A 15,816-nucleotide genomic window follows, 5' to 3' on the forward strand; every position below is an offset into this window, starting at 1 on the left:
CGGAGGATGGCCGAGCAGTCGATCCTTCCTCCCTCGGAGCTCGCGGTATGGTTGCGCGCGCAGCCGGCCCTCACCGGCACGGCTCCACCGCTGCGCCTCGCTGATCTCCCCGACGATCCGGTGCCGCTCTTCCGCGACTGGCTCCGCACGGCGGCCGCAGACGGCGTTCCGGAACCGCACGCCGCGACCCTCGCGACCGTCGACGCGGACGGCCTGCCGGACGCGCGCACGCTGATCCTCAAGGATGTGGACGCGCGTGGCTGGGCGTTCGCCGGAGCACGGTCCTCACGGAAGGCCACGCAGCTCGAGGCGCGTCCGGCCGCGGCCCTGAATCTGTGGTGGCAGCCGCAGCGACGCGCGGTGCGGGTGCGGGGAACCGTGGAGGAGGCGTCCCCGGCGGAGAGCGACGCCGACCTCGCTGCCCGCTCCGAGGACGCACGCGCCGGTCTCCAGCCGGGGGACTGGGTGCTGTGGCGTGTCGTGCCGACGCGAGTCGAGTTCTGGCAGGGCTCCCCGGATCGAAACCACACCCGGATCGTCTACCGCCGCGTCGAGGGCCGATGGCAGCACACCGCCACCGGCGCCGATCCCAGCTCCAGCGATCGATAACGCTCCGCCCCATCACTCGGACGGCACGTTTTCGATCCCGCACCGTCGTCTCGCGCGGGATCGAAAACGCGCCTCCGGTTGCTTACGAACGCCCGTTTTCGATCCCGTAGCAGCGGGGACACCCGTGCGGGATCGGAAAGGTGCCTGGAAGCGTGCGGGGAGGAGCGTTTTCGAGCTTCGCCGGGGGAGGGGGCGGGGTGAGGGCGGGGGTGAGAGGGGCTGGAACCGGGCGGAACGGAGTGGCACACTGTAGCGATCTGCTCGTCGGAGGGGGACGACACATGCGCATGGCACCACGACGGGCTCTCGCGGCCACGCTGGCAGTCCTCCTCGGAGTCGGGGGCGCCGTCGTCACGGCGGCTCCGGCTCTCGCGGCCGCCCCGGTCGGCGGGCCGACGACCCCGGGCATCTGGGGGTATCACACCGTCACATTCGAGTCCCTCGGCAACACGGTGGCTGAGGTCGCCGTCGTCTCCGGAGGACTGGCGCCTCGGCAGCCGGCGCCCACCTCCGAGGAGGGACCGTTCGACGGCTGGGTCACGGGACCTCCCGGCGCCGAGGAGCCGTTCCGGTTCGAGAGCACCGTCATCACCACGGACCTGACCGTGCGAGCGACCTTCGCCGACACGCGGATCGTGCAGTTCCTCGCCGGACCCGCGGGAGAGGACGCCGAGCGCATCATCGATGCCGACGAGGTGCGAGACGGCGAGCCATTGGGGGAGATCGCACCGGATGTCGCCGAGGTCCCGGACGGGCAGGTGTTCACGGGGGAGTGGTACCGGGAGGACGACCCGACCCGGACGCCCTACGATTTCGCTGCTCCTGTCACGGAGAACTTCCGGCTGGTGCCGATCCTCGTCTCCGGATTCGCGGTGTCGTTCGTGACGGACGGCACTTCCGTGGCCCCCGAGTTCGTCGTCGAGCCCGATACGACCTTCACCGCGGCGGATCTCGCGGCCATCCCGGCGCCGACGAGGACCGGATACACGTTCACCCAGTGGTGGGCGGATGCCGCGCGCACGCAACCCGTCGACCTCCCGCTGACGGATACCGCGACGCTCTACGCCGGCTGGCAGGGGGAGGACGTCGAGTACCACGTCAGCTACTGGCTCGAGAAGCCGAACGTCGTCCCGGAGTCCTACCCGGCGCCGGTGTTCACGGCCGCGGGAGCGACGCCGCCCGCGTGGACCGACGCGGACGGGAGGCTCAGCGACGCGCAGTTGGCGGACCCGGCGAACTTCCTCTTCCTCGACGACATCGCGTCGACAGCGACCGCGGGTTCCACCGTCGGGGGCCCGACCGTGAAGGACGACCTCCCGACGCCCATCAAGGAGCTCGTGCGCGCGCAGCTCGACCCCGCCGTCGTGCAGTCGGATCCGCTGACATTCGCCGACCTGGCGGTGAGCCAACAGGATGTCACTGTGCAGGGAGACGGATCGACGGTGGTGAACGTCTACCTGACGCGGTCGCTGTGGCGGACGGACTTCCGACTCATCGCCCCGGGAAGCTCGGCGAACGTGCCCGCGGCGTGCGCCGCGGCAGGCACCTACGACATCACCATGGACGTCGGCGGCGCCACGTACTTCGCCTCGACGGTGTCCGGTGGCGCGCAGCTCCTCGGCACGCTCTCGGTCCGCGAGAAGATCGGTTTCGACATGCAGGCCGCGGGCGTGGCGCCGGTGCCGTTGTCGCAGACGGACGGCTCCGGCCTGATCACCGCCTACGACGCCGGGACCGAGAACCAGAGCTGCGTCCTCCGCGGCTGGGGGCCGCAGCAGTTCACCCCTCTGATCTTCACCGCGGTCTACACCGGTGCCGGGGCGGACACCGGTTCCGTCGATCTCGCGAACCGCACGACGACGATGACCGGGAAGATGGCTGCCGCGCGCACCCAGAACCTCACGCAACGATTCGAGTACGCGGAAGAGCTGGACCAGGGGCAGCCCGCTCCGGACGCCGTGCTCGGGCCGGACGGCGTACCGAACGATCCGTTGCGGGTGGAGACGCTGTACGCCAACAACAAGACCGCTGTCCGTGCCTCCGTGCCCTCCGGCCATCAGGTCTTCGGTCAGTACCGCAGCGCGTGGTACTGGGCCTCGAACGGCGATCGGCAGGTCGCCAGCGTCATCGACGGCTTCACGTCGTACGTGGGCTATGGCGCGGGGACGAACACGCAGGGCAACTACTTCCAGCTCGACCAGGCGTCGGGTCATCTGTATCAGCTCAACAACAGCGGGAACGTCAACGACCGGTACCGCTACCAGTTCTACAGCCGCAACACCTACACGCTCAGCTTCGTGACCGGAGGGGGCACAGCCATCCCCGCCGTCACAGGCATCCCCTTCGAGACCGCGCTCGAGCCCTCGGCACCCGCCGACCCGACCCGTGGTCGCGATGTCTTCCTCGGCTGGTACACCGACTCCCAGTTCAACGTGCCGTTCACGTTCGACGGAGCGACGATGCCCGCCAGCAACCTCGTGCTCTACGCGCGGTGGCTGACGGATCCGCACACCGTCCGGTTCTACGACCACCCGTCCAGCCCGGAGCCCATCGACGATCTGACGCAGACGGTGGAGGACCAGGGGATGGCGACCACTCCGGATCCGTTGCCCCCGCTACCGGACGGCCAGACGTTCCTCGGCTGGTACCAGCGGACGACAGCAGGCTTCTTCGTACCGTATGACTTCGACACGCCGGTCGGCGCCGACCTCGATCTCTACGCCCGGTGGCAGCAGCCGGAGGCCGCTCCCTTCACCCTCCGCTATGACGGGGACGGCAACACCGGCGGCACCGTACCGACGGATCCTCTCGGCTACGACGCCGGATCGAGCGCGATCGTCGTGGACGGAGCGGGACTGACCCGGGACGACGAGGTCTTCGTCGGCTGGCGTATCGCGACGATCGCGGTGGCGCGCATCATCACGAGCCCCGTAGCGGCCGACGGACTCTTCCAGGCCGGACGCACGGTGCGCTTCGCCGGACGGGACATCACGCTCACCGCCGTGTACGCCGATCCGTCTCCCTCGTTCGCCGTGACCTTCCGTGAGAACGGCGGGGCCGACGGCACCGTCACCTGGGAAGGGCCTCCGGAGGCATCGATCACCTATCCCGGAGCATTCGACCTGCTCTTCAGAGGACCCGGGACCACGTTCCTCGGATGGTCGACGTCCGCGGACGCGACGGTCGCCGATCCGGCGTTCGACCGGCTCAGCATCTCTGCGCTCACCGGCGACCTCGTCCTTTACGCCGTCTGGGAGGATGCCCCCGCGCCGCCGTCGCCGACGCCGCCCTCGAGCGGCTCCGGAACGGAGCCCGGTGGCGGTCATCTTCCCCGCACCGGAGGGGACCCATGGGGCACGTTGCTCCTCGGAGCCCTCCTGTTCGCCACGGGGATCGTGGCGATGACGGCCCGGCGCCGGAGGCATCGGGGCTGACAACGCAGGCGAGGTCAGCGGGCGTCGAGAAGTTCGTCCTCGACGTCCGCGTCGCGGTCGCGCCGCTTCGTGACCTTCACCGGTGCCGGTTTCCCCTCGACGTCTTCGCGGTGCTTCACGATCTCGGTCCGGATGATGTACCCGATGAAGATGAAGCCCATGATGGCGAACAGGATCCACTGGATCGCATAGGACAGGTGCGGCCCCGGGTCGTCGGTCGGGGACTCGAAACCGCCCAGCGCCGCATCCGCGGCGGGCTGCTCCTCGACCAGGCGCCCGTAGGCGCCGGTGATGACGTCGTCTCCGACGAGGTCCCCGATGGAGGGGAGGTGGATGGTGGGCACCTGGCCCTCCGGAGCCCCTCGCCCGGATGCGGGAAGCGGCTCGCCCGGGCGGAGCCGGACGGTCACCGTGACCTCACCAGAAGGCGGAGAGGGAACCGTGTCCGGGAGCTCGCCCTCGCCCGGGGGCACCCAGCCGCGGTCGACGATGAGCACACGGCCGTCCGCGTCCCGGAAGGGGACCAGAACCTCGAACGCACTCGTGCCTCCGTGCGGGCGGTTGCGAACCAGGAGCTGCTCGTCGGCGAGGTACTCGCCCTGCAGGGTGACCGGCCGCCATTCGTCTGCGGGGTCGAGGTCGTCCTCGGCGACGACGTCCGCGAGCGGGACGGCGGGCGCATCGTAGTTCTGCTCCACGAGCGCGATCTGCTCGGCCCGGGACTCGTTCCGCTCGAACTGCCAGTTCGACAGGAAGACGCACGCGATCGCGAAGCCGATGGCGATGAGGACGTACACACCCCAGCGGGTCAGGCGGTTGCTCATGAGGGCACCCCGTCTCGCACCGTCACCGGGAAGTCCCGCGCGGCCAGGTAGTCATGGAGGAAGTCGACGTGCTCATCGCACGCCAGCCAGATCTTCTCGCGGTCGGCGGTGTGGATGCGCGGATTGCGCCAGACGACCTGCCTCGTGGCCGCGCTCCGGCATCCGGCGCGCGAGCAGATGAGTTCGCTCATCGGTCCGTGCGGCCTTCGCGGATGGTGATGACGTCAGGGGCGATCTCCGGAGCGGGCGCCGGAGCGGGCGCCGGTGCGTCGATCTCGCGCATCGGCGACTCGGCTGCCGTCTCCGTGCTGTCGCTGCCGGCGTTGGCGAAGACCACGGCGATGTAAGGCAGGACCGCGGCGGCGAGCGCGAACACCCATGTCCACCAGCCGAACGGCTGCACGAAGAACATCAACCCGAAGCACACGATGCGGATCGTCATCGTCAGGGCGTATCGACGCACACGGTGGTCACCCTCATCCCGCGGGGACTGCGGCAGTGAGGTGACGGCCGGTACTCGACGTGCGTTCTTCACGATGGTTCCAGCCTACGCCGCCGCAGCGACATCGGCATGCCCGCGAGGAGCCTCAGTTCGCGAAGACGAAGGGCAGCGTGAAGGCGCCGAACACCACGAGGCTGATGAGCGTCGAGACGATCGTGAAGACGAGCACGCCGATCATCAGGTAGCCGAGGATGAGTCCGGCGATCGCCATGCCGCGTCCGCCGAGACCGGGAGTGCGCCGGATCTGCCCCAGTGCCATGTGGCCGGTGATCACGGCCGCGATTGAGGCGAGCATCGGCACGATCGCCCAGAACAGCACGACACCGGCGATGCCGCAGACGAGCGAGGTGATCGCGAGCCCGCTGGACGGCCGTGCGGGCGGCGCCCCGTACGGCTGCGGGGTGGTGAACTGCTGCGGGGCCGAGTACTGCTGCGGGGCCGAGTACTGCTGAGGTGGCGAGTACTGCTGCGGTGCGACGTTGGTCGGCGGTGCCGGCGGGAATCCCGGATACGCAGGGGAGGAGCCGGGAGCCGGCGGGATGGCCGGCGGCTCACCCGACGGACCGGGGATACGGGGATCGCTCACGCTGCTGCCTTTCGTCGCCCTCAGGCTTCCAGGACGGTCTGCGTCTGTCAAACGGCCCTCGTGAACCCGGCACGGCAACGTCGCTAGGATCGATGACGGCTCGGAATCCCGAGCCTCGACCTCAGACCCAGGAGTGTCCCATGAGCGCGGAGCGCGTCGTCCTCGTCACCGGAGGCAACCGCGGCATCGGCCGCGCCATCGCCGAGCGCTTCGTGAGGGAGGGATACCGGGTGGCGGTCACCGCCCGGAGCGGAGAGGGGCCGGAGGGCACCCTCACGGTGCGCGCGGATGTCACGGACGCCGCCGCACTCGACGCGGCTTTCACCGAGGTGGAGCAGCAGCTCGGCCCGGTGGAGATCGTCGTCGCCAACGCCGGCATCACCAAGGACACCCTGCTCATGCGCATGAGCGAGGATGACTTCGACAGCGTCATCGCGACCAACCTCGGCGGCACGTTCCGGGTCGTCAAGCGTGCCTCGAAGGGCATGCTGCGCGCGCGGTTCGGACGGGTGATCCTCATCTCCAGCGTCGTGGGCCTCTATGGCTCCGCGGGGCAGACGAACTATGCCGCTTCGAAGAGCGCGCTCGTCGGCTTCGCCCGATCCCTCACGCGCGAGCTCGGCGGACGCGGAATCACGGCCAACGTCGTGGCGCCCGGGTTCATCGAGACCGACATGACCGCAGAGCTCCCCGAGGAGACGCAGAAGCAGTACAAGGCGAACATCCCTGCCGGCCGGTTCGCGACGCCGGACGAGGTCGCGGGCGTCGTGACCTGGCTGGCGAGCGACGACGCCGGCTACATCTCCGGCGCTGTCATCCCGGTCGACGGCGGTCTCGGCATGGGGCACTGACCCCGGGCCCTCGCGGTCAGCGGTCGATCGCACGCACGAGGAGCTCGCCGAGACGTTCCGGCGCGGAGAACTGCGGCCAGTGTCCGGACCCGATCCGGACGACCTCGGCATCGTCGATCGCCCGGTACTCCGTCGCGTACGGGCCCCACTGGCTGATCACCTCGTCGAACGACGTCTGGTCCAGTCCTCCCATCAGCAGGGAGACCGGGATCCCATGCCGAGCGGGGTTGCGCAGCGCGAGTTCGTCAGTCGGGACCCGAGCGGGGATGCTGTGTGTGAGGAGGCTCGTCCGCGCCCTGGTCTCGTCGTCCAGGTCATGCACGTCCTCGTCGGGGAAGAAGCCCCAGCCGGGGAAGGCGACGACGCCGTCCTGCACCGGGAACTCGCTGATGCCGGAGCCCGGGGGCGGCGGGACGGTGTCGACGAAGACGACCCGTGCCACGCGGTCCGGGCGTGCGTCGGCGACGCCCCAGGCGACATTGCCTCCGCCACTGTGTCCGACGACCACGACGTCGCCCTCCGTGGCGTCCACGGCGGCGACCGCGAACGCCACCCAGTCATCGATCCCGATGCCTGCTGCCGCCTCCGCGGTGGCGTCGAGTCCGGGCAAGGTCAGTGGGTGCGCGCGGTGTCCCGCCTTCTCGAGAGCGGGCACGACGTCGTCCCAGCTCGATGCGTCGAGCCAGAGACCGGGGATGAGGATGATGTCCATGACCCGACGGTAGACCCGGCCACGGACATCGTCGAGGGTCAGGGGAGCAGAGGGATGACCGTTCCGAGGTCGACAGGGCCGATGACCAGGCTCGCCGATTCCCGGACGGCGGGCTTGGCGTTGAACGCGAGCCCCAGGCCGGCGACCGCCATCATCGGGAGGTCGTTGGCGCCATCGCCGATCGCGATGGTCGCGTGCCGTGCCACGCCGATCTCCTCCGCCCAGGTGCGCAGCCAGAAGGCCTTGGCCGCCCCGTCGACGATGTCGCCGTCCACCTCGCCCGTCAGTGCACCGTCGGCCACGGACAGACGGTTGGCACGCCAGCGGTCGACACCGAGCCCCGGCGCGACGTCGTCGAGGATCTCGTGGAACCCGCCCGAGACCACGCCGACCACCCCGCCTCGGGCGTGGACGGCGGCGGTGAGCTCGCGGACACCGGGGGTGGGCTCGACGCGGGCGCGGACCCGGGCGAACGCCTCGACGGGTACGCCCGCGAGAGCCGCCACTCGGGAGCGGAGACTGGTCGCGAAGTCGATCTCACCGCGCATCGCGGCTTCGGTGGCCGCCTGCACCTCGGCGCGGCGACCCGCTTCCTCCGCGAGGAGCTCGATCACCTCGTTCCGGATGAGCGTGGAATCGGCATCGAGGACGACGAGGAATCGCGCGGTGGTCACGCCATCGAGCCTAGCGACCGGAGTCCGGGGCTCGGCACCGCTCGACGCCTCAGCGCTCGATGAACACGCCCTTGCCGACGACCGTGATCCCCGATTCCGTGACCGTGAACCCGCGGGCGAGGTCCCGTTCGCGGTCGACCCCGACCGTCGCCCCGTCGGCGAGGACGACGTTCTTGTCGAGGATCGCCCGATGCACGCGTGCGCCCTGGCCGACGTGGACGTGATCGAACACCACGGAGTCCGTGATGGTCGACCCGCCGCCGGCGAGCGTCCACGGGCCCACGACGCTGCGCTCGAGGTGCGTGCCGGAGAGCACCGACCCCAGCGACACGATCGAGTCGATCGCGTTCCCGATCCGTCCCACGGAGTCGCGGACGAACTTCGCCGGCGGGGAGTTGACCGCCTGCGAGTGGATCGGCCACTCCATGTTGTAGAGGTTGAAGATCGGGAGGGTCGAGATCAGGTCCCGGTGCGCGTCGAAGAACGAGTCGATCGTTCCCACGTCGCGCCAGTAGGAGCGGTCGCGTGGCGACGAGCCAGGGACCTCGTTCTGCTTCATGTCGTAGTAGCCGGCCTCGCCGCGGTCGACGAAGTACGGGACGATGTCGCCACCCATGTCGTGGCTCGACGTCGGCAGCTCTCCATCCGCCTCGACCGCCGCGATGAGGGCGTCCGTGTCGAAGATGTAGTTGCCCATGGAGGCCAGGACTTCGTGCGGGGAGTCCGCAAGACCCGTGGCGTCGGTCGGCTTCTCCAGGAACTGCCGGATGCGCCCGGACTCCGGGTCGGCGTCGATGACCCCGAACTGCGACGCCAGGGCGAGGGGCTGGCGGATGCCCGCCACCGTCGCCTTCGCGCCGGACTCGATGTGCGCCTCGAGCATCTGACGGAAGTCCATCCGATAGACGTGGTCGGCGCCGATGACGACGACGATGTCCGGCTTCTCGTCGTTGATGAGGTTCATGCTCTGCAGGATCGCGTCGGCGGAGCCGGAGAACCACCGCTTGCCGAGGCGCTGCTGGGCGGGGACGGACGCGACGTAGGAGTCGAGGAGGGCCGACATCCGCCACGTCTGCGAGATGTGCCGGTCGAGACTGTGCGACTTGTACTGGGTCAGCACGACGATCTGTCTCAGCCCGGAGTTGATGAGGTTCGAGATGGCGAAGTCGATCAGGCGGTACTGCCCGCCGAACGGGACGGCAGGTTTCGCGCGGTCGGCCGTCAGCGGCATGAGTCGCTTGCCCTCGCCGCCGGCGAGGATGATCCCGAAGACCTTCTTTGGAGCGGACATGGCTCCACCATAGATGCGGTTCGGCGCGGGGAACTAGCATCTGGACAACCCGCTCGATAGCGTCTAGGCATGCGAGTCGAGATGATCACCAAGGAGTATCCGCCGGAGATCTACGGAGGCGCGGGTGTACACGTCGCCGAGCTCGTCTCCGCGCTGCGTCGTGACATCGACGTGACGGTGCGCGCCTTCGGCGCGCCGCGCGATGAGGACGGCACCTTCGCCTACCGCGCCCCGGAGAGCCTCGCCGCCGCCAACCCGGCTCTGCAGACCCTCGGCACGGACCTGGAGATCGTGTCGGCCATCGCGGGCGCCGACGTCGTGCACAGCCACACCTGGTACGCCAACTTCGCCGGCCATCTCGCCTCCCAGCTCCACGGCATCCCGCACGTGCTCACGGCGCACAGCCTCGAGCCGCTCCGGCCGTGGAAGGCCGAACAGCTCGGTGGCGGCTATGCCGTGTCGAGCGGGATCGAGAAGCTCGCCTACGAGAACGCCGCCGCGGTGATCGCGGTGAGCGCCGGCATGCGCGCCGACATCCTGCGCAGCTACCCGCAGGTCGACCCCGCACGGGTCCGCGTGATCCACAACGGCATCGACGTGGAGCGGTGGCGTCCTGTGCACGACCCCGCCTTCCTCTCCTCGATCGGCATGGACCCTGACCGTCCCTCGGTGGTCTTCGTCGGCCGCATCACGCGGCAGAAGGGGCTGCCGTACCTCCTGCAGGCAGCGCGGTTGCTGCCTCCGGAGGTCCAGCTGATCCTGTGCGCCGGAGCGCCGGACACCCCGGAGATCATGGCGGAGGTGCAGGAGGGGGTGCGGCTGCTGCAGCAGACCCGCGAGGGTGTGGTGTGGATCGAGCGGATGCTGCCGCGCGATGAGCTGTCGGCGATCCTGGCCGCGGCGACCACGTTCGTCTGCCCGTCCGTCTACGAGCCCCTCGGGATCGTGAACCTCGAGGCGATGGCCTGTGGAGCGGCCGTCGTGGGGACCGCGACCGGCGGAATCCCGGAGGTCGTCGACGACGGCGTGACGGGCCGGCTGGTCCCGATCGAGCAGGTACAGGACGGCACGGGCACACCCACCGATCCCGACCGCTTCGTCGCCGATCTCGCGGCGGTCCTGACCGAGGTCACCTCGGATCCGGCGCGGGCTCAGGAGTACGGGGAGGCCGGTCGGGAGCGTGCCCGCGCGCAGTTCAGCTGGGGTGCGATCGCCGACGAGACCCGCGCGCTCTACGCAGAGCTGTCCGCCTGAGCCGATAGGCTTTCGGTATGCCGATCGCTCTGGAGTTCACCGACGTCGTCGTGCGCCGAGAGGGGCGCAACATCATCGATCACGTGACCTGGCAGGTCTCGGACGATCAGCGATGGGTGATCCTCGGGCCGAACGGGGCGGGCAAGACGACCCTGCTGCAGCTCGCCGACACCTTGATGCATCCCACCTCTGGCACCGTCACCGTCCTCGGCGAGACGCTCGGACGCGCGGACGTCTTCGAGATCCGACCCCGGATCGGGTTCGCCTCGACGGCCATGGCCAAGCGCATCCCGCGCGACGAGACGGTTCTCAACACGGTCCTCACGGCGGCGTACTCCGTGCTCGGCCGCTGGAACGAGAGCTACGAGGACATCGATGAGCGGCGCGCACTGCGGGTGCTGGGGGACTGGCGTCTCGCGCACCTCGCCGACCGCACGTTCGGCACGCTGAGCGACGGCGAGCAGAAGCGCGTGCAGATCGCCCGCGCGGTCATGACCGACCCCGAGCTGCTGCTGCTCGACGAGCCGACGGCCTCGCTCGATCTCGGGTCGCGTGAGGAGCTGCTGGCGCTGCTGGGCGGCTACGCCTCCGCTCCGACGACGCCCGCGATGCTCATGGTGACCCATCACGTCGAGGAGATCCCGGTCGGGTTCACGCACGTGCTGCTGATCCGCGACGGGGCCGTGGTGGCGGCGGGCCCGATCGCCGAGACGCTCACCGCCGATGCCCTCGGCGAGACCTTCGGCATGCCGATCGCGCTCAGCAGCGAGGACGGACGCTACTCCGCCCGCGCCGCCTCCTGAGCTCGGTTCCGATGGGTTACTGAGCTCGGCCCGTATGGGTTACTGAGCTCGGTTCCTATGGGTTACTGAGCTCGGTTCCTATGGGTTACTGAGCTCGGTTCCGATGGGTTACTGAGCTCGTCGAAGTACTGGTAGAATCGATCCTTGGTGCGTTCGTACCACAGACTTCCCTCGTCCCTGGCACAATCCAGGGCAGCAACAAAGGAATCCCATGAAGACTGACATTCACCCCGAGTACAAGGCTGTCGTGTTCCGCGACCTGGGTTCGGGCGAGACCTTCCTCACCCGCTCCACCGTCACGAGCGACAAGACGATCGAGCTGGACGGCGTGGAGTACCCGGTGATCGACGTCGAGATCTCCTCGGCCTCGCACCCCTTCTACACGGGCAAGCAGCGCATCATGGACTCGGCCGGTCGCGTCGAGAAGTTCAACCAGCGCTTCAAGGGCTTCGGCGGCTCCAAGTAAGGACCGCTTCACGAAGGCCCCGCGCTCCTCGGAGCACGGGGCCTTCGTCATGCCCGGTGGGGGGCTCACACGTCGATGACGATGCGTCCGTGCTGGATGCGGCCCGGCGGGTCGCCGGGGCTCGGCGCCGGGGCGGTGCGCCGGGTCTGCCGGTCGCGCTCCTGTCCCGCCTCGTGCGCCGTGGGGGACCACACGGCATCGAAGACGCCGACGAGCCCTCCGGATCCGGCCTGCTCGTACTTCTCCTCCACCGGGCGACGGGAGAGGGAGTGCCGGATGCCGACGAAGAAGAGCACCGGCCCCGCACCGAGTACGAGGGCGATCGTGGTCCATCCGAGCAGATGCTCCATGCGCCCAGGATAGATCGCCGACCATGTCGACGGTATCCGTCGCGCGGCGGATGTCAGCGGACGCGGCGTCCGTGGGCCAGGTCGATCAGGCGCGCCAGCACAGGACCGCTCCGCAGGCCGTTGTGCTCGTGCTCACTCGTCACCCACGGCGTCACACCTGGGAGCAGGCGGGCGGTCTCCAGCGAGAACTCCAGCGGCACGTACAGGTCGTTCACGTACACCGCGGCCGCTCCCGTGGCTCCGGAGTCGGCGAGAGCGACGGTGTCGTAGATCCGCGGCCAGGGGTGCTCCGCCAGGATCGACGTGACCTCGCGCCACGGCTGCAGCCCGGGGACGGTGTCCGCCCACTCGCGACGGATGTGCTCGCCCGTGAACAGCGTGGGGTCGTCGCGGAAGTCGTCAGGCTCGACGCGCTCCGCCGACCACCGCGTCGTGTGTCCGCTCGCGTAGCTCGACTCGTGGAACGCGTAGTACAGCGGATTGCGTGCGCCGAAGGGCATGGCGTGCTGGAGGTCGTAGCGGAAGGCGTTGGAAGAGGGATCGCGCTCGAGGAGGGACCAGAGCGTCTGCCAACCGTCGTCGGTGCCGAGAGCGGAGCCCACCGAGCGGAGGCGGGAACGCGATACGACCTCGCCGTCGGGGAGGACGAGTTCACCGGCGTCCGCGAGATCGATCAGGCGTCGCATGACGTCGCGGTGCTCCGGGAAGCGCCGGTAGTACCGCTCGGACGCCGTGCGCATCTTGTCGTAGCAGAGGGCGTAGACCTCGTCCGGGTCGCGCTCGACCGTGCTGAGGCCTCCGGTGATGAAGACGTCGTCGAGCGAATCCGCGTGGGTCGACAGGTAGGCCAGCGTCGTGAACCCGCCGAAGGACTGCCCGAGGACGCTCCACGTCGGCACCCCCAGGTGCTCCCGCAGCGCCTCGCAGTCGCGCACGATGGCATCGGCGCGCAGGTGGGTCAGATGCTCGGCGACGGCTTCGGCGCCCCGCACGAGGTCGCCGTCGCCGACCGGGGAGGAGAGGCCGGTGCCGCGCTGGTCCAGGAGGACGAGTCGGTAGTGCGCGAGGGCCTGGTCCAGCCACGCGGGCGCTGTGGAGGAGTGGAAGGGACGCGGGGCTTCGTAGCCGGGCCCGCCCTGCAGGAACACCAGATAGGGGAGCGTCTCGCCCCCGTCGCGTGTCACCACGCGGGCGAACACGTCGATCGTACGGGTGTCTGCCGGGTCGCCCCAGACGAGGGGAACCGTGAGCGTGTGCTCCTCGACGGCGAGGTCGAGCAGGCGGCGGCGGATGACAGTGGTCATGGTCACATCACATTCCCGATGTAGGAGTACTTCACGAAGACCTCGGCGGCGATGCCGGACTCATCGAGGACCCCCTGGACGGCCGTCATCATGTAGTTCGAGTCCCAGCCCATGTAGAGGTAGTGCGTGTCGTCGAGGTCATCCCAGTGCCCCTTCCACGCCTTGTCGCGGTAGATCGGGCCGCCGTGGGTCGCGCAGTAGGCGAGAGCGGCCTCGGTGGTGTCCGTCCAGGCGCGGCGGAACACGCGGTTGAACAGATGCTTGACGTCGTAGACCTCCCATCGCTCGCCGCGGTACTCGACGTAGTCGAACTCGCGCTCCCACCCCGCCGGCCAGCCGCGGCGTCGGACCGCGTCGAGGATCGGGGTGAGTCCGTCGTCGTCGATCTCGGGCAGCGCGGGTCGTGCCCACACGCGGACGAGGTCGGCTGTCAGGCCCACCGTGCGTGCGGTGATGGCCGCCGTGCCCCAGGACTCCTGCGCGGCCAGAGCGCGAGTGGCCGGCACCGCGCTGCGTGCATAGGCCTCATCGCGCTTGACCGGGAACGAGGCGCCGAACACCCGCTCCGTGAGCCCCTGCTCCAGCAGTGTGAGGTTGCCGAGGGTCGGCGCGAGGGCGCGGTGGCTGTTCTGCTCGTCTTCCGAATACTCGCTCCACGGGCGCACGCCGTCGCCGGACCAGGCGTCGCCGGGCACGGCGGGCACGATGTGCTCGACGTCGTAGCCGTCCACGTCATCGACGCCTTCGAGCCGGCCGAGCACGTAGGCCGGATACGGCAGCTCGCTGTACTTGAGCACCGCACTGACCCGTTCGTCCGACGGGGTGATGCGCGCGATGGCGCGGGCGAGGGCGTCGTGTCCGTCGCGACGCGCACGGCAGAGACGGGCGATGAGCCGCTCGGCGGGAAGGTTCACGAGCGCGCGACGAAGGAACATCGCCTGCAGCCACTCGAGCGTCTCGAGGAGCTGGGCCCGGTCGATGAGCCCGCGTGCATGATCGCTGTACGCGCTCATGACGAGCGGGTACGAGGAACGTCCGAACGTGTTCACGTGCCGCAGCTGACGCGCGATCTCGGGGTCCGGTTCCTTCGTCGGATCGAGGAGGAGGCCGTAGATCTCCGCGTAGTGCCGCCAGGTCTCGGCGTCGGCCTGGAGGTGCGCGACGTCGACGCGCGGGAACGACTGGCGGAACGCGCTGTACACCCCGTGCTCCCCGTTCGCCGCCACCTCTCGCCCCGTCACGAGCACGAGGTAGTGGCGCCAGAACGCTCCGATCGCCTCGCCCGTGTGCTGCTCGATCGGTAGCCAGAACCGCGCCTCCACGTCCATCTGCTCGGCGTGGTTCAGGCCCATGAGGATGTAGTTGTGGATCAGCTCATGGTCCCGCAGCGGTTCGCCGGTGGAGTTCAGGCTCTCGAAGATCTGCTGCGCGTTGGCCTGCGCACCGAGCGTGATCGAGACGTGCTCCAGTCGCTGCAGCCCCTGCCAGATGAGCGGCACCTCGTCGGCATGGATCTGGCTGCGGAAGAAGGCGTAGTTGTCGTCGAAGCGCGACTCGCGATCGAGGTCGTCACGGCGGTCGAGCACGACCGACTCGTAGAGATCGGCCCAGGCGTCGTGCGGCCGAAGCTTCGTGCGCTCCGGGTCGTCGGTGCGCACCAGCACGCGGGCGAGGTCGGCGGCGAGCTCCGGGTCCCGGTCGCGCACCGAGTGATGCAGCGCGGCGACGAGGAGCATGAGAGTGGTGAGGCGCTGCTGCCCGTCGATGAGGATGAGGTCGGCGTCCGGGCCGGAGCCGTCCTCGGCGGAGAGGATCGAGCCGATGAAGTGGCGATGCGCGTCGTCTTCCGCGGCCACCGCCCTGACGTCGGAGAGGAGCCGCTCGCAGCCGCCGATGTCCCAGCGGTACTGCCGCTGGTAGACGGGGACGACGATGGTCGTGCGTCCCGCCGCGAGCCATTCGATCGTGTTGACTGCCGTCGCCTCGACGTTGGTCGCGGTGCTCATGCTGGTGTCTCGTCCTCCCGTAGCGACAGGCGCCACGGACGCGCCGGGTGCCCCGCCCAGTCTATTCGCTTATCCACGGTGACCCTCCGGGGGAGGGCCAGGTCCCGCTGTTAGCCTTGCCTTATCAGGGCCTGTTAAAACGTGCTGGCC

Annotated in this window: 16 protein-coding genes; 6 read left to right on the forward strand and 10 right to left on the reverse strand. The window is 69.4% G+C overall.

The features are described from left to right. The first annotated feature begins 6 nt into the window (after positions 1-6). Positions 7-609 (forward strand): pyridoxine/pyridoxamine 5'-phosphate oxidase, encoded by a 603-nt coding sequence (locus AB0N68_RS10210; protein ID WP_259952267.1) that lies wholly within the window; start codon positions 7-9, stop codon positions 607-609. Positions 610-890: 281 nt separating this feature from the next. Further along, positions 891-4,043, forward strand: a complete 3,153-nt coding sequence (locus tag AB0N68_RS10215; RefSeq protein WP_313366742.1) for an InlB B-repeat-containing protein — start codon at positions 891-893, stop codon at positions 4,041-4,043. Positions 4,044-4,057: 14 nt separating this feature from the next. Here AB0N68_RS10215 and AB0N68_RS10220 read toward each other — a convergent pair whose 3' ends face one another. The 4 genes from AB0N68_RS10220 to AB0N68_RS10235 are packed head-to-tail and all read right to left on the reverse strand — an operon-like array spanning position 4,058 to position 5,955. Further along, a complete protein-coding gene (locus tag AB0N68_RS10220) occupies positions 4,058-4,867 on the reverse strand; it encodes an SURF1 family cytochrome oxidase biogenesis protein (RefSeq protein ID WP_187661620.1) in 810 nt (269 codons plus the stop codon). Next, positions 4,864-5,058 (reverse strand): hypothetical protein, encoded by a 195-nt coding sequence (locus AB0N68_RS10225; protein WP_187661619.1) that lies wholly within the window; start codon positions 5,056-5,058, stop codon positions 4,864-4,866. Before AB0N68_RS10225 ends, AB0N68_RS10220 begins: the two co-directional genes overlap by 4 nt. Next, on the reverse strand, positions 5,055-5,402 hold the full coding sequence (locus AB0N68_RS10230) for a DUF3099 domain-containing protein (RefSeq protein ID WP_187661618.1): 348 nt from the start codon (positions 5,400-5,402) through the stop codon (positions 5,055-5,057). The genes AB0N68_RS10225 and AB0N68_RS10230 overlap by 4 nt, the downstream gene beginning before the upstream one ends. Before the next feature lie 52 nt (positions 5,403-5,454). Then, the gene (locus tag AB0N68_RS10235) at positions 5,455-5,955 is read right to left on the reverse strand and encodes a DUF4190 domain-containing protein (RefSeq protein WP_280564371.1); all 501 of its coding nucleotides are present in this window, start codon (positions 5,953-5,955) and stop codon (positions 5,455-5,457) included. Positions 5,956-6,095: 140 nt separating this feature from the next. Between AB0N68_RS10235 and AB0N68_RS10240 the strand changes: the two genes are divergently transcribed. Beyond that, entirely contained in the window at positions 6,096-6,806 is a 711-nt protein-coding gene (locus AB0N68_RS10240; protein ID WP_187661617.1) for a beta-ketoacyl-ACP reductase, read from the forward strand. A gap of 16 nt (positions 6,807-6,822) precedes the next feature. Here AB0N68_RS10240 and AB0N68_RS10245 read toward each other — a convergent pair whose 3' ends face one another. The 3 genes from AB0N68_RS10245 to AB0N68_RS10255 are packed head-to-tail and all read right to left on the reverse strand — an operon-like array spanning position 6,823 to position 9,483. Then, the gene (locus AB0N68_RS10245; RefSeq protein WP_187661616.1) at positions 6,823-7,518 is read right to left on the reverse strand and encodes an alpha/beta fold hydrolase; all 696 of its coding nucleotides are present in this window, start codon (positions 7,516-7,518) and stop codon (positions 6,823-6,825) included. Between the two features lie 38 nt (positions 7,519-7,556). Further along, entirely contained in the window at positions 7,557-8,192 is a 636-nt protein-coding gene (gene serB / locus AB0N68_RS10250; protein WP_280564373.1) for a phosphoserine phosphatase SerB, read from the reverse strand. A gap of 49 nt (positions 8,193-8,241) precedes the next feature. Further along, positions 8,242-9,483 (reverse strand): glucose-1-phosphate adenylyltransferase, encoded by a 1,242-nt coding sequence (locus AB0N68_RS10255; protein ID WP_062634342.1) that lies wholly within the window; start codon positions 9,481-9,483, stop codon positions 8,242-8,244. A gap of 69 nt (positions 9,484-9,552) precedes the next feature. On the opposite strand from AB0N68_RS10255, the gene glgA reads away from it, so the two are divergent. From glgA to AB0N68_RS10270, 3 genes are all read left to right on the forward strand, one after another. Further along, a complete protein-coding gene (gene glgA, locus AB0N68_RS10260) occupies positions 9,553-10,737 on the forward strand; it encodes a glycogen synthase (RefSeq protein WP_187661613.1) in 1,185 nt (394 codons plus the stop codon). Positions 10,738-10,754: 17 nt separating this feature from the next. Then, the gene (locus tag AB0N68_RS10265) at positions 10,755-11,540 is read left to right on the forward strand and encodes an ABC transporter ATP-binding protein (RefSeq protein WP_187661612.1); all 786 of its coding nucleotides are present in this window, start codon (positions 10,755-10,757) and stop codon (positions 11,538-11,540) included. 211 nt (positions 11,541-11,751) lie between these two features. After that, positions 11,752-12,006 (forward strand): type B 50S ribosomal protein L31, encoded by a 255-nt coding sequence (locus AB0N68_RS10270; protein ID WP_187661611.1) that lies wholly within the window; start codon positions 11,752-11,754, stop codon positions 12,004-12,006. A gap of 65 nt (positions 12,007-12,071) precedes the next feature. On the opposite strand, the gene AB0N68_RS10275 is transcribed toward AB0N68_RS10270, so the two are convergent. Genes AB0N68_RS10275 through AB0N68_RS10285 form a run of 3 tightly spaced genes read right to left on the reverse strand, consistent with a single transcriptional unit; the run spans position 12,072 to position 15,666 of the window. After that, positions 12,072-12,356, reverse strand: a complete 285-nt coding sequence (locus tag AB0N68_RS10275; RefSeq protein WP_187661610.1) for a hypothetical protein — start codon at positions 12,354-12,356, stop codon at positions 12,072-12,074. A 53-nt stretch (positions 12,357-12,409) separates the two neighbouring features. Beyond that, entirely contained in the window at positions 12,410-13,666 is a 1,257-nt protein-coding gene (locus AB0N68_RS10280; protein WP_259952285.1) for an alpha/beta fold hydrolase, read from the reverse strand. Further along, entirely contained in the window at positions 13,663-15,666 is a 2,004-nt protein-coding gene (locus AB0N68_RS10285) for a DUF262 domain-containing protein (protein WP_187661608.1), read from the reverse strand. Before AB0N68_RS10285 ends, AB0N68_RS10280 begins: the two co-directional genes overlap by 4 nt. Positions 15,667-15,816: the final 150 nt, after the last annotated feature.

This window comes from Microbacterium meiriae, assembly GCF_040685015.1.
GTDB lineage: Bacteria > Actinomycetota > Actinomycetes > Actinomycetales > Microbacteriaceae > Microbacterium > Microbacterium meiriae.